This window comes from Confluentibacter sediminis, from assembly GCF_003258355.1.
GTDB classification, from domain to species: domain Bacteria; phylum Bacteroidota; class Bacteroidia; order Flavobacteriales; family Flavobacteriaceae; genus Confluentibacter; species Confluentibacter sediminis.
On record NZ_QKPO01000003.1, the window covers coordinates 234,155 to 251,547 of the forward strand.

Annotated in this window: 12 protein-coding genes; 5 read left to right on the forward strand and 7 right to left on the reverse strand. The window is 32.2% G+C overall.

Annotated elements, in window-relative coordinates; genetic code table 11:
- The first annotated feature begins 40 nt into the window (after nucleotides 1–40).
- Nucleotides 41–1,339, forward strand: coding sequence for an L-fucose:H+ symporter permease (gene fucP, locus DKT72_RS03050; protein WP_111307248.1), 1,299 nt, complete (start codon nucleotides 41–43; stop codon nucleotides 1,337–1,339).
- An 875-nt stretch (nucleotides 1,340–2,214) separates the two neighbouring features.
- Here fucP and DKT72_RS03055 read toward each other — a convergent pair.
- A complete protein-coding gene (locus DKT72_RS03055; RefSeq protein WP_111307249.1) occupies nucleotides 2,215–3,633 on the reverse strand; it encodes a purine-cytosine permease family protein in 1,419 nt (472 codons plus the stop codon).
- 299 nt (nucleotides 3,634–3,932) lie between these two features.
- On the opposite strand from DKT72_RS03055, the gene DKT72_RS03060 reads away from it, so the two are divergent.
- From DKT72_RS03060 to DKT72_RS03070, 3 genes are read left to right on the forward strand one after another with little or no spacing between them, the layout of a single operon-like run.
- Nucleotides 3,933–4,670, forward strand: a complete 738-nt coding sequence (locus tag DKT72_RS03060) for a (Fe-S)-binding protein (protein WP_111307250.1) — start codon at nucleotides 3,933–3,935, stop codon at nucleotides 4,668–4,670.
- A 1-nt stretch (nucleotide 4,671) separates the two neighbouring features.
- A complete protein-coding gene (locus tag DKT72_RS03065; protein ID WP_111307251.1) occupies nucleotides 4,672–6,039 on the forward strand; it encodes a lactate utilization protein B in 1,368 nt (455 codons plus the stop codon).
- Nucleotides 6,032–6,610, forward strand: a complete 579-nt coding sequence (locus DKT72_RS03070; RefSeq protein ID WP_162623226.1) for a LutC/YkgG family protein — start codon at nucleotides 6,032–6,034, stop codon at nucleotides 6,608–6,610. Before DKT72_RS03065 ends, DKT72_RS03070 begins: the two co-directional genes overlap by 8 nt.
- Before the next feature lie 58 nt (nucleotides 6,611–6,668).
- Here the strand turns inward: DKT72_RS03070 and DKT72_RS03075 are convergent, their stop codons facing one another.
- The 4 genes from DKT72_RS03075 to DKT72_RS03090 all read right to left on the reverse strand — a co-directional run bounded on the left by DKT72_RS03075 (nucleotide 6,669) and on the right by DKT72_RS03090 (nucleotide 12,876).
- A complete protein-coding gene (locus tag DKT72_RS03075; protein ID WP_111307253.1) occupies nucleotides 6,669–7,958 on the reverse strand; it encodes a class II aldolase/adducin family protein in 1,290 nt (429 codons plus the stop codon).
- A 64-nt stretch (nucleotides 7,959–8,022) separates the two neighbouring features.
- Nucleotides 8,023–9,393 carry an FGGY-family carbohydrate kinase gene (locus tag DKT72_RS03080; protein WP_111307254.1) on the reverse strand — a complete coding sequence of 457 codons (1,371 nt, stop codon included), beginning with the start codon at nucleotides 9,391–9,393 and terminating at the stop codon, nucleotides 8,023–8,025.
- An 11-nt stretch (nucleotides 9,394–9,404) separates the two neighbouring features.
- The gene (locus tag DKT72_RS03085; RefSeq protein WP_111307255.1) at nucleotides 9,405–10,685 is read right to left on the reverse strand and encodes a sugar isomerase; all 1,281 of its coding nucleotides are present in this window, start codon (nucleotides 10,683–10,685) and stop codon (nucleotides 9,405–9,407) included.
- 85 nt (nucleotides 10,686–10,770) lie between these two features.
- The gene (locus DKT72_RS03090) at nucleotides 10,771–12,876 is read right to left on the reverse strand and encodes a bifunctional aldolase/short-chain dehydrogenase (RefSeq protein ID WP_111307256.1); all 2,106 of its coding nucleotides are present in this window, start codon (nucleotides 12,874–12,876) and stop codon (nucleotides 10,771–10,773) included.
- A 276-nt stretch (nucleotides 12,877–13,152) separates the two neighbouring features.
- Here DKT72_RS03090 and DKT72_RS03095 point away from each other — a divergent pair, with 276 nt between their 5' ends.
- Entirely contained in the window at nucleotides 13,153–14,193 is a 1,041-nt protein-coding gene (locus DKT72_RS03095) for a GntR family transcriptional regulator (protein ID WP_111307257.1), read from the forward strand.
- Nucleotides 14,194–14,355: 162 nt separating this feature from the next.
- Here the strand turns inward: DKT72_RS03095 and DKT72_RS03100 are convergent, their stop codons facing one another.
- Both DKT72_RS03100 and DKT72_RS03105 read right to left on the reverse strand, forming a co-directional pair.
- Nucleotides 14,356–16,077: a DUF3863 domain-containing protein gene (locus tag DKT72_RS03100; RefSeq protein WP_111307258.1), complete on the reverse strand. Its 1,722-nt coding sequence runs from the start codon at nucleotides 16,075–16,077 to the stop codon at nucleotides 14,356–14,358.
- Nucleotides 16,078–16,201: 124 nt separating this feature from the next.
- Nucleotides 16,202–17,383, reverse strand: a complete 1,182-nt coding sequence (locus DKT72_RS03105; RefSeq protein ID WP_111307259.1) for a DUF4998 domain-containing protein — start codon at nucleotides 17,381–17,383, stop codon at nucleotides 16,202–16,204.
- Nucleotides 17,384–17,393: the final 10 nt, after the last annotated feature.

The window sequence follows — 17,393 nt, forward strand, 5'->3', positions numbered from 1 at the left end:
CAGTAAAGTTAAAAGTTATTATAAAAAAATTCATATTATAATGAAAAACGAAAAAAAATCAGTTATTGTATCAAGAAAAGATCTTATACCTTTTATCTTAGTAACTTCATTGTTTGCATTATGGGGGTTTGCAAATGCCGTGACAGATCCTATGGTACAAGCCTTTAAAAAAGTATTGGAACTGTCTAATTCAGAGGCGGCATGGGTACAAATGGCATTTTATGGTGGGTATTTCTGTATGGCTTTGCCAGCAGCCTTGTTTATGAGAAGGTATTCTTATAAAGTAGGAATATTAATTGGCTTAGGATTGTATGCCATAGGAGCCTTATTGTTTTACCCAGCAGCAATTACAGGTCAGTTCTGGTTTTTTTGCCTAGGGCTGTATATTTTAACGTTTGGATTGGCTTTTTTGGAAACAGCAGCTAATCCATTTGCATTGGCTATGGGCGACAAAGAAACAGCAACACAAAGGTTGAATTTGGCTCAGGCTTTTAATCCTGTGGGGTTAATTGTTGGTTTATTTGTAGCTCAACAATTTGTTTTAAAAAACCTACAATCAGATGATGTAGTAAATTTTAAAGCTTTAGATCAAGTGTCGAAAGTTCTAATTAGAACGTCGGATTTAATGGTAATAAGAAATCCTTACGTTATATTAGGTCTTGTCATTTCAATGGTATTTGTCTTGTTTTTGGTTAGTAAAATGCCCCAATCCAAACAAGATGGAGAGATGCCAAACATTGGCGAAACATTTGCGGCTTTAGGAAAAAATAAGAAATATGTATTAGGAGTCCTGGCTCAAGTACTATATGTTGGTGCACAGATTATGTGTTGGACATACATTTATCAATATGCTGAAGCCATAAGTATAGATAGTGTCACGGCAGGTTACTACCAAATGGCTGCTTTTATTTTTTTTACAATAGGTAGAGGCATTGGTACTTATTTGTTGCGTTTTATAAGCTCAGGCAAATTATTGATGTATTTTGCTCTATTGGCAACCGTATTTTCATTAGGAACTATAATCATAGAAGGAGATGTTGGTTTGTATTGTTTGGTAGGGGTTTCTTTTTGTATGTCCTTAATGTTCCCCACTATCTATGGCATCGCTTTGGGTGATTTGACCGAAGAACAGTCTAAGGTTGGGTCTGCTGGTTTGGTAATGGCTATTGTTGGAGGGGCTTTAATGCCAAAAATGCAAGCTATTATCATTGATATAGGTGGAAATGGCGTTGCCGACACTACTATACTAGGAGTTTCCGAGATTAACTTTTCCTTTATATTACCAATGATTTGCTTTGTTTATATAGCTTGGTATGGAAATAGGGTCATAAAGAGTTAAATAGTTTTCAATAAATTGTAAATTGATAAAGATATTTTATTGTGATACACTTTAAACCTGCACCATTAAAGTGTGTTTTCTTGAAAAAATTATACACCTGTTAATACAAGCTCTAGAACAAAATATTTTACTCTCTTTTGTATAAATTCTGAATTGAAATTTTTGTTCAATATTAATTTATCTAACTCTAAATCTTACGTGTTTATACGCATGTTTATACGCATTTTGATTAAACTATCCTGTTAAGCCTCTAGTTATTCGAACAATTTAAATTGTCCTAAATCCATCTTCCTTTTCTATTTGTTCACCATCATTTTCTAAATAACGTAAGTTCGATATAAATTCCAATAAAATATTTTTGTTAAAACACTGACATTTAATTTTTTGTCATATCAACAGAGCATTCTTAACCAATTCTTTGTTTCAATACTAACCTACACATTTGCATGGAATCGTTTACCTAAAAAAGTAAATGCTTTATTTCCGGATGAATTCTATAAGACTCCCTATCCATAATACTCTTTATGGGTATTCTAACCACGATTGTTACCGATAATAAGATAAGGACACTATAAACTCCAAAATGACATGGTAAGATTTTATAACCGATTCTCTAAAAACTGTAACTCAAATCGTAATGTAATACCTTCATATATTTCTTTTGCATTCAAGTTTTATACGGTTGATAAAATTCTTTACTATATTTCAATGGAAATAATAAATGATCTAAACAACCAACTTTTAGTATAGCTTTTGAAAAAAGTCATTCTTATTTACAGAATTACACTTTTAAAGGTGTTTTAATAAGCCCTGAGAAATCTCTCTAAAATATTTGGATTAGATGGGGTTTAGAACATATAATTATAAGAAAGCTTTCATGCATATTGCTTTTTTTGATAATATTTACTGAAGGCTAAAAATAAAACACCACACAGCAACCATGCAGGAAATGTAACAAACGATAAAAACACATCAAATTGCAAAGAAATAAAATAGAATAAACCAAAACTAATGCCCCAAGCTAATATAACAGCTGTGTTAAATTTTATATTAGCTACCTCAGCATAGTTTTTAATGACCCCAGCTTTTTCAGAGAAGAAATGTTCAAATACAATTATGGCTCCAAAGGGTGCTAAAATAAATCCATACAAGGCAACAAACCCTAATAATTTCATCGCGAATGCAGGGAATAAACCAGCAATAGTGGCTAATGAGCCTGCAATAATTGTAACTTTAGCTGTAGATAATTTTGGAAATATCGCTTGAAATGCTAACCCTGCTCTATAGATAGTAGGATTTGCTGTTGTCCAACCAGCTAAAACAACAGCAATAATTCCGAAAATGCCAATGGCATTGTATGCTAAAGGACCAGGAGCAACAGGAGGAGCTTCTCCGGAGGATAAAAATGCTTGAGCTTCGGGGGATTGTATATATACAGCATATAGTAAAGCGGCAGATATCCATGCCATATAATGACCTACATACATTCCAGCAGCTGTTGTCCATCCAGAACTAGCTTTTTTTGCAAACCTAAAAACGGATAAATCAGACATTCCAATATGCATAGCGGCATTAGCAAACCAAGACCAAATAACTACATGCCAAAAAGTATATTTTATTTGACCAGGAAACGGGGCTCTTCCTTCTTCCCAAATATCCCAAAACTCAGAAAAGCTAGTCACACCTAGTTGTTTTAAAGCCACAATTCCACATACCACAAAGGCTAACACAATAACAGGTGACATCCAATTGGCAGCTTTGGCAACAGTATCATAACCACGTGCAGCTATTAAGGAGATAACTGTTCCTATGGCAAGAACTATAATAATCCAAGAGACTCCGTTAGGCATGGTATCTGTTAATTTTGGCATTGGCATATTAAAAGGAATTCCAACAGCAGTTGCAGAGACGGTAATCATAGAGCCAGCTAAAAAGCAGAAAAGAATACCATTTGCTAAGTTATAACCAGTAACAAGGTTTTTACCACAAATTTTTTCTAATTGAAAATATAACGTTAATCTATTTTTAACAGCAATTTCTGCAGTTAAAAAACGCCAGCTCAATACCGCTAACAAATTACCAATTAGTAAACCTATAATAAGATCAAAAGCACTAACACCAGCTGTTAAAAATAATGGGCCAATAACAAATTCAGTACCTGCAGCATGCTCTCCGGCATACATGCCCAAAAAGCTTTTCCAGCTTTTAAGTTTAGATTTTGGAACTGGTGTTCTTTCAAATTCACCTCCTGAAATGTCTTCTATTATATCTTCTTCTTTATGATATTGTGTCATTGATATTTTTCGTTTACAAAGTTACTAAGGGTGTCCTTTTAAGAGTTTGGGTTCTTTAGAATGTAATCTAAAATACTAATTTATAGAGTAATTAGTATTCCTATGAATTGATATTCTAAGCCGAAAATAGAATATGATTTAATTAATTCTATCCTGTACTGTCCCGTATTGCATTTGTATTGCTAAATAAATTTATGGTATGTGTTTAATATTATTTGATTTAAGAAAAGCAGGAAGGGACAGGACGGATAATACTTTATAAATAACAAAATTTGAATGTGAAATAATCAAATAAAAAAATGAAGGTAGGTTTATTTATACCATGTTATATCAATCAATTATACCCACAAGTTGCTATTGCTACTTTAGAATTATTGGAGAAATTAGGGCAAGACGTTTACTATCCAGAAGGGCAAACCTGTTGTGGACAACCGCTTGGTAACTCTGGCTATGAGGAAAATTCAAAGGGAGCTTGTCAAATATTTGTTGAAAATTTTAAGGAATACGATTATATAGTTGGACCATCGGGAAGCTGTATCTATCATGTTAAACACCATTTTGATATTTTAGAACAAACCCCCGAAGTAATCAAGGTAAGGGACAATGCTTATGAGTTGTGTGAATTCATAGTAAAAGTGCTAGGAAAAATCAATCTCGGGGCATCTTTTCCATATAAAGTAGGGTTGCACAAAAGCTGTCATGGTTTAAGGGGACTCAAACTAGGGTCTTGTTCTGAGAAAATGGATGCTTATTATTCTATAGAAGAAAATTTATTAAATCAAGTCATAGGATTGAAGTTAATGATCTTATCAAGAAAAGATGAATGTTGTGGATTTGGAGGTACCTTTTCTGTATTTGAAGAAGCTATTTCAGTTAAAATGGGAAAAGATAGAATTAAAGACCATATTGACAGTCATGTTGAAGTGATTACAGGAGCAGATCATTCATGTTTAATGCATTTAGAAGGTTTAATCAATAGAAATAAACAGCCATTAAAAGTAATGCACATTGCCGAAATTTTAAATAGTTGTATTTAATATGAGCCATTCGAAAAAAGCGGAAATATTCAACAAAAATGAAGCAAAGGTCAATTGGCATGATAAAGCATTATGGTATGTTAGAGAAAAAAGAGACCTCTCAGCCCATAAGGTTCAAGGATGGGAATATTTAAGAGAATTAGCATCTGGTATCAAAGCAAATGTGCTATCGAATCTAGATGAATACCTGATTCAGTTTGAGAAAAATGCACAAAAAAATGGAATTAAAGTACATTGGGCCTCTAATGCTGAAGAACATAATATAATTGTAAACAATATATTGGCTGAGCATAATGCAAAAAAAGTAGTGAAAAGCAAATCTATGCTTACCGAAGAGTGTCATTTAAACCCCTATTTAGAATCCAAAGGGATTGAGGTCATTGATACAGACCTAGGTGAGCGTATTGTTCAATTAGCAAAAGAATCCCCTAGCCATATTGTATTGCCAGCCATACATAAAACAAAGGAGGAGGTGGATATTTTATTTCAAGAATATCTGGGAACAAAACCAAATTTTGGCAATCCAGAGTATCTAACACATGAAGCCAGAAAACATCTAAGAGATAAATTTTTAAAAGCAGATGCAGCTATAACAGGTGTTAATTTTGCTATTGCAGATACTGGTGGTTTTGTAGTTTGCACCAATGAAGGAAATGCTGATATGGGAGCGCACTTGGCAAAAGTGCATATCGCTTGCATGGGAATTGAAAAAATAATTCCAAAAGAAAAACATTTAGGTATATTTTTAAGGTTATTAGCAAGAAGCGCAACGGGTCAACCCATTACAACCTATTCTTCTCATTTTAATAAGCCAGCTACTGGAAAAGAAATGCACATTGTCATTGTAGATAATGGAAGAACCGAACAATTAAGTAGAGAAGATTTCAGGGCTTCTTTGCATTGCATTAGGTGTGGAGCCTGTATGAATACCTGCCCTATTTACAGAAGAAGTGGTGGTCATAGTTATGATGCTACCATTCCTGGCCCTATTGGATCTATTTTATCACCAGGGATGGATATGAAAAAACACAGTTCTTTACCATTTGCTTCCACCTTATGTGGCTCTTGCTCAAATGTATGCCCAGTAAAAATCAATATTCACAAACAGCTATATAAATGGAGACAGGTTATTGTTAAACAACAAAAACAGCCCCTATTAAAAAATTCAATATTAAAAATTGCAGGAGTGGTTTTATCAAAACCTAGGCTGTATAGTTTATCAGGAAAGTCTGCTAGATTTATTTTAAAAAAAGCACCTAAATTCATGATATATAATAGATTAAATACTTGGGGAAAAGCACGCGACTTACCAGAGGTGAAAAATGAAATCTTTGATGAATGGTACAAAAAGAGAACTAAAAATGGGTAGAGAAGCAATTTTAATATCAATACGGGAAAATAAGCCCACATTACTTCCTTTACCAGATATAGACCTAAATGCTTTTTCTGAGGAAACAAATTTGGCAGAAAGGTTTAAAGATAATGTTAAACTAGTTGGAGGTAGAATTAAAGAAATTGCATTAGCAGATCTTGATAGGGAAATTAAAGAAATGTTCCCTAATGCCAAACAAATTGTTTGTGAACTAGAGAATTCCTCATTAGGCAATATTTCAATTTTTGAAAATACTGATCCACATGATCTTGCACTAATCGATTTAGCCATCATAAAAGGAGATTTGGGAGTTGCTGAAAATGGTTCAATTTGGATTTCTGAAAATCAATTTACCCTACGTGCACTTCCATTTATTACAAATGATTTAGCTATTGTTTTATCTAAAGAGGCCATATGCCTCCACATGTTAAATGCATATGAGCTTATTGCTCAAAGGGAAAGAAATTTTGGTCTTTTTATTTCAGGCCCATCAAAAACAGCAGATATAGAACAATGCTTGGTTATTGGAGCTCAAGGTGCTATGAGTTTAACAGTATATGTAGTATAAATACACAAAAAACTCAACGAGCTAATCCTGTAATTTTTTATAGAAGATTTAATTGGTACTAAGCTAAAAATTTCTTTCTCAATTCTTCAACTTGATCATCGTTAATTGGTACCATGTTGCCCAAGGAAGTTCCTAATACAATTGATTTTGCACTAAATTCCGCTACTTCAAGATAATCAAATGTTTGCAGTAGTTTATCACCGGTAATAATCACAGAATCATTTTCAATGATCAATGCGGTTGGGCAATTTTCTATAATTTTAGAATGTGTATTCGTTTTAAAATGACTTCCATATTTGATAGACTGAATGTCTTGTAAAAAAATCCAGCTTTCAGGAATGGTACGTACGTTCAAATAGGATTTCGTAACTCCAAATGCCATTAAGTATGGAGATTGTGTCATAATTATAGAATTTACTTCAGGATTTCGTTTATAAATTTCTTGATGTAGCCATGTCGCCCTACTCGGTTTTTTCCCTTTTTCACGCTTACCTTTCTTTATTTGAACAATATCATCAATATTTATATCCCAACGATTTATATTAGTAGGCGTTATTAGGAAATCATTGTTTTTCCATCTCATAGAAACCGTGCCATAAGTACTTATCATTAAGCCTTGCTGACAAGATCTTTGCACTATTTTGCATATTTCTATTCGTTTCTCTACTTCATCAGAAGGATATTCGATTGATTTCATTTCTGGAATCATATAATTATTTTGAGATTCAAATTCATCAATCTGTGAATCTTCCAAATAACTTGGTGTTCCAATTTGAGAACCATATAAAATAGTTCGAGCACAAAATTCTAAAGCTTCAAAACGTTCAAAGGCATCCGTTAAATTACTTCCTCCTAAAACGGTTCCGTGATTTTCCATAATGATCGCTTTAAACCCTTTTTTAAATTCATCGGCAATCACTTTTCCTAAATCTTCACTACCAGGTAATTTATATTTTGCATAACCAATAGGACCACAAATATGTCTGGCTTGTGAAATAATATTCGTATTAGGTATTTGACGTACAATACTAAAAGAAACAAGTGCTGGTGGATGTGCATGTATCACCGATTTAATATCAGGACGCTCTTCATAAATGGCTTTGTGAAATGGAAATTCTGAAGAAGGTTTATGCTTCCCAATTATAGTTCCATCTTTTTTAACACAAATAATATCTGATGGTCTTATGGAGCCTTTGTCTATAGCCGATGGTGTTATCCATATATCACCAGCATCATCTATAATTGAAATATTACCCCCAGAAGTGGTGGTCATACCTCTTTTATAGATTCGACTAATAATCTTAGTAATTTGATCTCTTGGATGCTCTAATTTTATATTCTGTGACATTATATTTAATATTAAAACTTGTTCAAAAAATGGCGGCTAAAGTGATTTTATGATTAATAGATATTTAGCTGATAATAAATGGGACATGCTTTTTTAATGAATAGTTTTTTTTAAGGAATTTAGAATTAAGTTTTGAATCAGAAATAACTATTGCAGCACCTAAAGCTGATCCTAGGGAAGAATCGGTAGTTCGCAATTTCATATTTCTGAAATGATGTGATAGTAATCTAACATACAGATCATTATCGCTAAATCCACCATCTATATATAATCGTTTAATAACATCGCCATCAATAACATCTTTGATGCTTTTAATTTGCAACATGACTAATTCAATCATTAATTGATGGTATGCGTATTCAAATTTAGTGTATGGTATTTTTGTTTTAGAGGGCATATCTTCATCTATAATCCCTTCCCATTTAAACATATGCTCAAAATCTTTATTGATTTCTGTATAAATGTCACCATCAAACTTAACATGACGATGGTAATCTTCGGGAACCCCAAAATGTTTATCTAATTTACTAACCTGAATTTTATATTCATTGCCTAAAAATAAACGAGTGGCTTTAACAGATTTCCCATTGATTCTCATATAATTTATAGAATCTTTATTAGCTGTATCCCCAGAAATAGGATGATCGGTAAACGGATTTAATGAGATGCTCCAAGTACCTGTCGACACTAATACAAATTTTTTCTTTACACTTCTTACATAAGGCAATAATGCGGCAGAACTGTCATGGATACCTACGCCAATTTTAATACGTTTTCCGTTATAGTTCATATTTATGCTGGTTTCTGTCGATACAATGGTAGGTAATATCGAATTTAAACCTTCTTTATAAACCCATGAATGGTAATCCTTTTTTGTATAATCCCATAATGCAGTATGGCAACCTATACTGGTATATTCACTTAAAGGAATGCCTGTAAAAACATAACTTAGGTATTGTGGTAAATGTAAAGAATATTTTATTTTTTTGAAAACCTCTGGTTTGGCATACTTAATCCAATAGAGCTGTAATCCAGAGTTTAAAAGGCTTAAATCAAAACACCCAGTAGTATTTATAAAGTCTTTTTTGGGGCCATATTTCTCAATAAAGGATTCAATGATACTGTCATCTATTTGTTTTGTATAATTGTAAAGTGGCGTTAATACATCTCCATTCTCATCAAGATGCACTAAACTTGCTCCATAAGTAGAAAAATTAATAGCCTGTACATTAAATTCGGAATCATGAAGTATGTTCTCAAAAACCCGCTTCAACCATTCTTGAAGTACTGGTAAATTTTCAGTGGAATATCCATCTTCATCTTTTATTTCATTAAAACGAATGTATTCTTTATGGACTTCTTTATAATTTTTATCAAAAAGAAAGAATTTTTTATTGGTTTTACCTATATCAAAAACGGCTGTTACATCTATCATAACAATATAAATTATAATCCTGTTGCCACGGTATGTTTACCTCTTTCTTTTATTAACTGATTTCTTATATCTAAATAGCGGTATGCATTGATGGGGCTTAAGGCACCACCTAACTCTAACCTAGCCTTTTCAAGTAATGGTCTAACATCTGTCCTGTAAGCATATTGTAAAATTTCCTGACATTCTACAACATCATTATTTAATTGGGCTGCTTTTAACTGGTTTTGATCAATTAAAAGGGCTTTAGCATAAGCTTCTTGAATTGCTTCAAGAGACTGAAGCAAATCTTCTAAAGGGTCTTTTACGTTATGGCTTGCATCAATCATCCAGGCTAAGTCTGGATTTTGTGGGTTGTTTTGCATACCATATACTAATTCGTTGAAAATTAAAAAGAGGGCATATGGTTTGATACTTCCAACGGTTAAATCGTCATCACCATATTTACTGTCATTAAAGTGAAAACCTCCTAATTTACCTTTTAGCATTAAAATAGAAACTATTTGTTCTATATTACTATTTGGTAAATGATGTCCTAAATCTACAAGTGAGTATGCTTTATTTCCACAAGCATTAGCTAACATATAAGATGTACCCCAGTCTTGGATAACTGTACTATAAAAGTTTGGTTCGTATGGTTTATATTCAATAAGCATACTCCAATCGTTAGGTAGCCCTTTGTAAATGTCCTTTAAACTATTTTCTGTATGTTGAAACGCGTTTTGAAAGTTGTTTTGTCCAGGAAAACAAGAACCATCAGCTAGCCAAACCGTTAAACTTTTTGATCCTAATTTGTCACCAATATTGATAACGTCTAAGTTATGCTGAATTGCTTGCTGTCTTACGGCTTCACTGGTATTACTTAACGAGCCATATCTATAACTTTCTTTAGCATTTTTTTGATCTTGAAACGTGTTTGAATTTACGGCGTCAAACTTAATATCTAAACTAGATCCTAATTCTTTAATAGCCTTATAGTCTTCAGGCACATCCCATGGAATATGTAAAGAAACTGCTCCCGCCGTTTTTGTTAAAGCATGTAATATACCAACATCTTCTATTTTTTGTTCCAATGAAGAAGGCTCTCCATAAAACGAAAATCTTCCAAAGCGAGTTCCTCCAGCTCCTAAAGCCCAACTAGGAATTGCAACTTGAAAGTCTTTTAATTTGTTAATTATGGTATTAACGTCTACACCATTATTTGTTAAGCTATTTGATAAAAAATCAAAATGGTTCTTATGTGATTCAAGATTATTTTTATTAGAATCTTGGATATTCTGTTCTTCTACTTTCATATACTTTACGTAAAAAAAACTTCCATAAATATAATAACGATTAAGTTAGGGAAGTTTTCCCAAATTAAACTAACTCAAACTATAATTATCTTACAAATGCATTAGCCATTCCACCATCAACATTTATAATGTTTCCAGTTGTTTTATCTAGAACGGCAACCAATGAAAACACACCATTGGCAATGTCTTCTGGATATATAATTTCATTTAATAAATTTCTTTTTGCGTAATGCTCAGGCAATTCTTCAACTGTAATGCCATAAGCCTTCGCACGACCTTCTGCCCATGCCCCTTCCCATATTTTACTACCTACTATAACACCATCGGGGTTTACTGTATTGACTCGTATTTTATCAGAGGCTAACTCAGCGGCTAATAAGCGTGCCATATGCTGTTGTGCAGCTTTGGCTGTTCCATAACCAACATTGTTTGGTCCAGAAACCAAGCCATTCTTACTAGCTATACTTATAATGTTTCCACCCAAATTTTGCTTACGCATCACTTCAACACCAGCTTTTGCTAATTCAAACTGACCTTTAACCAATACGTTTTGTAAAATGTCCCAATCTTTTTCTGTCGTTTCTTCAATAGGTTTAGAGATTGCCAACCCGGCACTATGCACAATAATATCTACACCACCAAACTCTAAACATGCTTTTTTATAAGCATCTTTAATAGAATCGTAACTAGTAACATTACAAATTGCATAGGTAGACACATCCCGTTTATAGTTAGCCTGTGCTTCTTTTAAACTATCTTCATTAATGTCTGTTAATACAACATTTGCTCCTTCTTCAACCAATTTATCAGCAATTGCTTTTCCAATACCACCCCCAGCCCCAGTGACAAGAGCTACTTTTCTAGACAATGGTTTTTCTTTTGGCATTCTAGAAAGTTTAGCTTCTTCTAATAACCAATATTCAATATCGAAAGCTTCTTGTCTTCGTAAAGAAGTATATTCGGTAATCGCTTCAGCACCACGCATTACATTGATAGCATTAATATAAAACTCACTAGCTACACGTGCTGTTTGTTTGTCTTTAGAGAAGCTAAACATTCCAATTCCTGGATAAATAATAATTACTGGATTAGGGTCACGCATAGCAGGACTATTAGACTTTTTACAAGTATTATAATAATCTGCGTACTCTTTTCTATATTGCTGAAAAGCAGGTTCTAATTTTTCCAGAATCGCTTTTGAATCTGATAAATCTTCATGGGCATCTAAAGTTAAAACTAGAGGCTGAATTTTCGTTCTTAAAAAATGGTCTGGGCAAGAAGTTCCTAATGGCGCTAATCTAGCTAAATCATTACTGTTTATAAACTCTAATACCACATCGCTATCAGAAAAATGTCCAATCATTCTTTTTTCAGAAGAACATAAACCTCTTAATAAAGGCATTAATTGAGCTGCTTTATCTAGGCGTTCTTCTTTTGGAAGGCTTTCTATTTTTTGTCCACCAAAAACAGATCCTTTTTCTTTTATCTTGTTTTCAATATATTCAGAAGCTGTTTCAATAACTTCTAAACTATTTATATAGCATTCATAAGAGGTGTCTCCCCAAGTAAATAAACCATGACTTCCTAATACGATACCTCTAATATCAGGGTTGTCAGCCAGGCATTTTTCCAGTTGAAGACCTAAATCAAAACCAGGACGTTGCCAAGGTACCCATCCCATAGTATCACCCCAAATTTCTTTAGTTACTTTTTCACTGTCTTTTGCAGCAGCTACAGCAATCAAAGCATCTGGATGTAAATGGTCAATGTGCGCAAATGGTAGTAATCCATGAAGTGGTGTGTCGATAGATGGTGCTTTACTATCTAAATCATAAATACAATGGTTAAAAAGACCAACCATGCGATCCTCATCACTTAAACCTCCGTAAACATTTTTTAAATCGCGTAATCTGCCAGTATATAAACCAGCAATTCCAGAACGAGTTAATGTCCCAATATCACCACCAGAACCTTTTACCCACATAACCTCAACATCTTCATTGGTTAAAGGGTCTTTTTCTATGGTCTTACAGCTGGTATTTCCACCGCCATAATTAGTGATTCTTAAATCAGCTCCTAATATATTTGAACGGTATAAAAACAAAGCAACTTGATCGTCAGCTAATACATTTGCTTTATCATCATCCCACAGGTAGTCTACGTAATTAAATTTTTTTGTATTTGTGTTCATATTAATTATATATAATTCTTGACTAAAGTATAACAGAACCAAAAAAATTCTGTCCTGTACTGTCCAGTTTTCTTTAATTTAAAAATATATTTTAGGATATCTTTAGACTAAGTTCTAAATTAAAAAGAGTTATTCAATTTTCGGAACAAAGCAGGATAGTATTCGTCTTCAATATGCATAAATTTGTTTTTATAAAAAAGATTTTATTTTTTTTCTTTGTTGGAAGCACAGAAATGTATTCTTTAGTATTAAACAACTAAATTTAGGGTAATGAAAATGATGAAATTTATTAGGATTGATGAAAATTCAAGAGTTCCTAAATACCAACAAATAGTTAATTCTATAATTCACAATATTTCCGAAGGAAATCTTACAATCGACCAAAAAATTCCATCGATTAACATGTTGAGTGAAGAGTTTTATTTATCAAGGGATACCGTAGAAAAAGCATACAATATTTTAAAAGAACGAAATATTATTTCCTCTATTAGAGGAAAAGGGTATTACATAACGAGAACTAAGTTAATATCTAAAGTAAACATTCTGTTTCTTGTAAATAAACTTAGTTCTTATAAAATGCGTACATATAATTCATTTATAGATAGTATTGGAGCAAATTCACATACGGATTTACATATTTATCATTGTGATGAATCTTTGTTTTTAAATTTATTAGAAAAACACAAATCAGCTTATGATTATTATGTAATCATGCCTCATTTTAAAACAGATGATTTAAGACATATTAGTTTTACTGATAATGTCCTAAAAGTTTTGAATAAAATGCCCAAAGAAAAACTAATTATTCTAGACAACAATAAACCAGGTGTTGAAGGTAAAATTGTAGAAATTTATCAGGATTTTGAAAACGATATTTACTCAGCTCTGAAAAAAGGTCTTCTAAAAATAAAGAAATATAAAAAATTGTTTTTAGCTTATCCACAGAAGGCTATTTATCCCTATCCAAGACGAATTTTACATGGATTTAGAAAGTTTTGTGTTGAACACTCCATTGATTTCGAGATTTTAGAACATATTTATGATGATATTATTTTAAAAAAAGGAGACTTATTTATTACTATTGAAGAGTCTGATTTAGTTAACTTAGTTAAGCAAATTAGAGAAGACGAATTTGTTTTAGGAGAAGATATAGGGGTTATTTCATATAATGATACGCCTCTAAAAGAATTATTAGGTATTACAGTCATATCAACAAATTTTAAGATGATGGGAGAAATTACTGCAAGAATGATTTTGCACAAAGAAAAAGGTAAAGTAAAAGTTGATTTTGAGTTTATTGACAGAAATTCTTTATAGCTTACTTTTTTGATTCAAATCAATGTAGCAATTTTATTAGTAAACTTACATTAGTCCAAACACTTGTCCAAAAATATTTAAAACAAATAAGCTTGATATTAATATCAAGCTTATCATTAATTTCCCATCATATTCATAATATAATGATGTTTATTTAAAAGGCTAATTCCTCAATGAAAAATCTAGAACAATAGAATCCATTCTGGGGGTTATTCTAAAAATTGTTTGGTCGTTTGGTACGGAAAAGTCACCCTTCTCTGCTTTAATAGAATAATTTGTGTTTTCAAATTTACTGTCAATAGTGTTTGAATTTATCTTTTTAAAAGGCAGTTCTGCTCCCCTACTTGTTGTTAAATCTAAAAACCAATTTATTTCATTATCCCCATTATAAGTTATAGTCACCTTTTTTTCGTCAAACTCCATTAATATTGATCCTTTGTCATTTTTTAATGGCCATGATATAACTAATTTTCCTTTCGTTGGATTTGTTATTGTAGGGCTTCCTCCTTCTAACAAGGTTTCTTTTCCGTTTATAAATTCTTTAAACCTTAATCCTGCTATTTCATCAGGTTTACTCCAAAGGTATCCATCTACAATCGGTAAGGTGAAAAACAGTGCTTGATTAGATTCAAGTTTTTTATCAAAATAAGTAGATTTCAAATTCTCATCAAATAGATGAATATCCCTAAATTTTAAAGTTCCATCCTGATCCCACAATAAATTTGCTCTATAAAAACGGCTATTAAACCAAACTGTTTTGCGGTTGTCGTTCCATAATGTTCCATTATCATTTTCTACAACAACAGATGTTGCTGGAGTAACTTTATAATTCTTTTTGAACCATTTACCAGACTCTTCCAGTGTTTCTACTATGACTTTATTTTCGTCTCTCAATTTTGAAATTAGTGGTAACTGTATTTCAAAACCTTTTTTCATACTATTCCAAGTAAATGAGTTTTCTTGACCTGCTTGGGTATATGCATACTCCATCGATTCTCCATTTATGAATTGATCTAGGTACCATTTTACCCAATTTTCATCACCTCCTGCATCAGTATATACAGGTTCTAACGTAATAACTCCTTGTATAGTATGTCCTAACCCAGTATCATACTGACGTAAAGGATCACTACCTAACATTCTAAAAATAGGTACAGGAATTTGATTTTCCATATTTTGTGCAGGCATATAGGAATTTATCTTACTTGGATAATAAGCTTGATTCCAATATCCTCCCCACATTGTATAACCATCTGTTCCATATTGATCTTTACAATTTGCAGAAGCTACTATATCATATTTTTCATATAGATAATTTAAAGTATGTGCATCTATAAACCATGAAGCTACTGATTTAGGGTAATACCCAAAAATTTCTTTAAAATCATTCATATATACATCAGCAAGCTTTTCCCTTTCTTCTGGTGTGTAACCTGTTGAAAAACCTACATCAGCATGCCAATCCCAAGGAAAACGACCTCGCCATTTTAGACCGGCTTTTTCAGCCATAGGTTTTGGAATTTCCCACCAAGCTCCAATTTCAAATGAATCTTTTGGCAATTCTTTTAGTAATTTTTGATAACGTGAATCCAATAATGCATCATATTGTAATAAGAAAGTCCCACCTAAATTATATTCTTTCATCATTTTAACTTGATTTACGACTGTCTGATAAAGAACATCCTCTGTAATATTGGCATCCCTAGGCTCAAGCAATCGAATAAAATTTACAATATTTACAATTTTTGGTTTGCTATTTACTTCTCTTTGCTGTATTCCTACATTCTTTCTGCTCTCACAAGAATAACCTAAAAACATACAGACGCTAACTAAAAAAATCCATATCAATTTTTCTTTGTACAATACCTTACTTCTTCTATTCATATTTTATTTTTTCAAAGCTTTTACCAAATTTTTAAAATCAAAAAAATTTAGTCTAGTTAAAAATTAATTATTATTATAAATTTTAAATATATAATCCTATCTTATCTAAATACTTAAATAAATTTTAATTACCATAAATATTAATCTCTCCTAAATAAGTATGATTATTTGGACCTTCTACCGCAACATATTTCACATACCTTCCCACAGTATCATTATCAGCATTAACAATATAACCATTGTCTGATTCTAATTTAGCATAAAGCGTTGCTGCTTTTGTGAAATTCACATTATCACTGCTCACCCAAAACTCATGAGTAATGGCTCCTCCATCGTTACCACTTCTTCGGAAAATTTCAAAATTGGTAATAGTTTTCACTGATCCCAAATCAATTGTAAAGTAATGAGGGTAGCCTGGCGACGCACCTTGCCATTGAGAATGCCAAAAGGTTCCAAGATCTCCATCAATAGCTGCTTTAGCGAACCCGTTAACAGGACCTTCGCCATTTGCTTCTTGAGAAGAGAAATCAACAATTGACCACAAGGATTTATCAAGTAAAATTTTATTAAATGCAACGGGCTGTGTATAAAATGTATCAATTGCCATTTCATTAGGAAGGAATGCTGTACTGTATGATAAATCACTGGAAAAACCTGACAAAACTGTTGCTTCTTCTGATGGTAAAACTTCTTTAGTAACTTGAACATTATTAATATCAGTATATACTAACCTACTGAAAAGAACATCAGTTTCAGCTACATCCCAATTAACAGTTAACTCATTAGGGTTATTAAATTTACCATTCAATATTTTTCTATTGAATAACTGGCTTTGAAAATTAGCACCATACACAATTCCCTCCGCTTCATAAGGTAGGGATTTGTTACCATTTCTATCTATACTGATAAATTTAAATATATACTGATTTTCATCTAAATTTTCAATTATTTTATTGAAAATTCCTTTTTGTTCTCCAATTTCAATATCAACAGAATCCAAATTGTTATTCCAAAAAACACGAATGGTTTCAATATTTTCAGAGCTCAAGTGTATACCAAATTGGATCCGTTCGCGTCCTGAACCCATTACAACAGTATCTACTTTTTCTGCATAAAAATATTCGCCCTCATCCAAGTAGGGTTTGTGAAGATCATTCATATCTGAACATGCTCCCATTCCTAAAAGAAGCAACATAAACGAAACAACATAAGTGATTTTTTTTAGGGAATTAATTTTTAAATATTTTAGAACACCCATTATATGTTTGTTTATGTAAATATTGTTATTATAAAAATATGTATTCATAATATTTTTT

What these genes read in the sequence shown, in the direction of transcription:
- DKT72_RS03060 (WP_111307250.1), top strand. Translation starts at nt 3,933, where the DNA reads ATGAAGGTAGGTTTATTTATACCATGTTATATCAATCAATTATACCCA.
- DKT72_RS03075 (WP_111307253.1), bottom strand. Translation starts at nt 7,958, where the DNA reads ATGTCACAGAATATAAAATTAGAGCATCCAAGAGATCAAATTACTAAG.
- DKT72_RS03070 (WP_162623226.1), top strand. Translation starts at nt 6,032, where the DNA reads ATGGGTAGAGAAGCAATTTTAATATCAATACGGGAAAATAAGCCCACA.
- DKT72_RS03085 (WP_111307255.1), bottom strand. Translation starts at nt 10,685, where the DNA reads ATGAAAGTAGAAGAACAGAATATCCAAGATTCTAATAAAAATAATCTT.
- DKT72_RS03100 (WP_111307258.1), bottom strand. Translation starts at nt 16,077, where the DNA reads ATGAATAGAAGAAGTAAGGTATTGTACAAAGAAAAATTGATATGGATT.
- DKT72_RS03055 (WP_111307249.1), bottom strand. Translation starts at nt 3,633, where the DNA reads ATGACACAATATCATAAAGAAGAAGATATAATAGAAGACATTTCAGGA.
- DKT72_RS03065 (WP_111307251.1), top strand. Translation starts at nt 4,672, where the DNA reads ATGAGCCATTCGAAAAAAGCGGAAATATTCAACAAAAATGAAGCAAAG.
- DKT72_RS03095 (WP_111307257.1), top strand. Translation starts at nt 13,153, where the DNA reads ATGATGAAATTTATTAGGATTGATGAAAATTCAAGAGTTCCTAAATAC.
- DKT72_RS03080 (WP_111307254.1), bottom strand. Translation starts at nt 9,393, where the DNA reads ATGATAGATGTAACAGCCGTTTTTGATATAGGTAAAACCAATAAAAAA.
- DKT72_RS03090 (WP_111307256.1), bottom strand. Translation starts at nt 12,876, where the DNA reads ATGAACACAAATACAAAAAAATTTAATTACGTAGACTACCTGTGGGAT.
- fucP (WP_111307248.1), top strand. Translation starts at nt 41, where the DNA reads ATGAAAAACGAAAAAAAATCAGTTATTGTATCAAGAAAAGATCTTATA.
- DKT72_RS03105 (WP_111307259.1), bottom strand. Translation starts at nt 17,383, where the DNA reads ATGAATACATATTTTTATAATAACAATATTTACATAAACAAACATATA.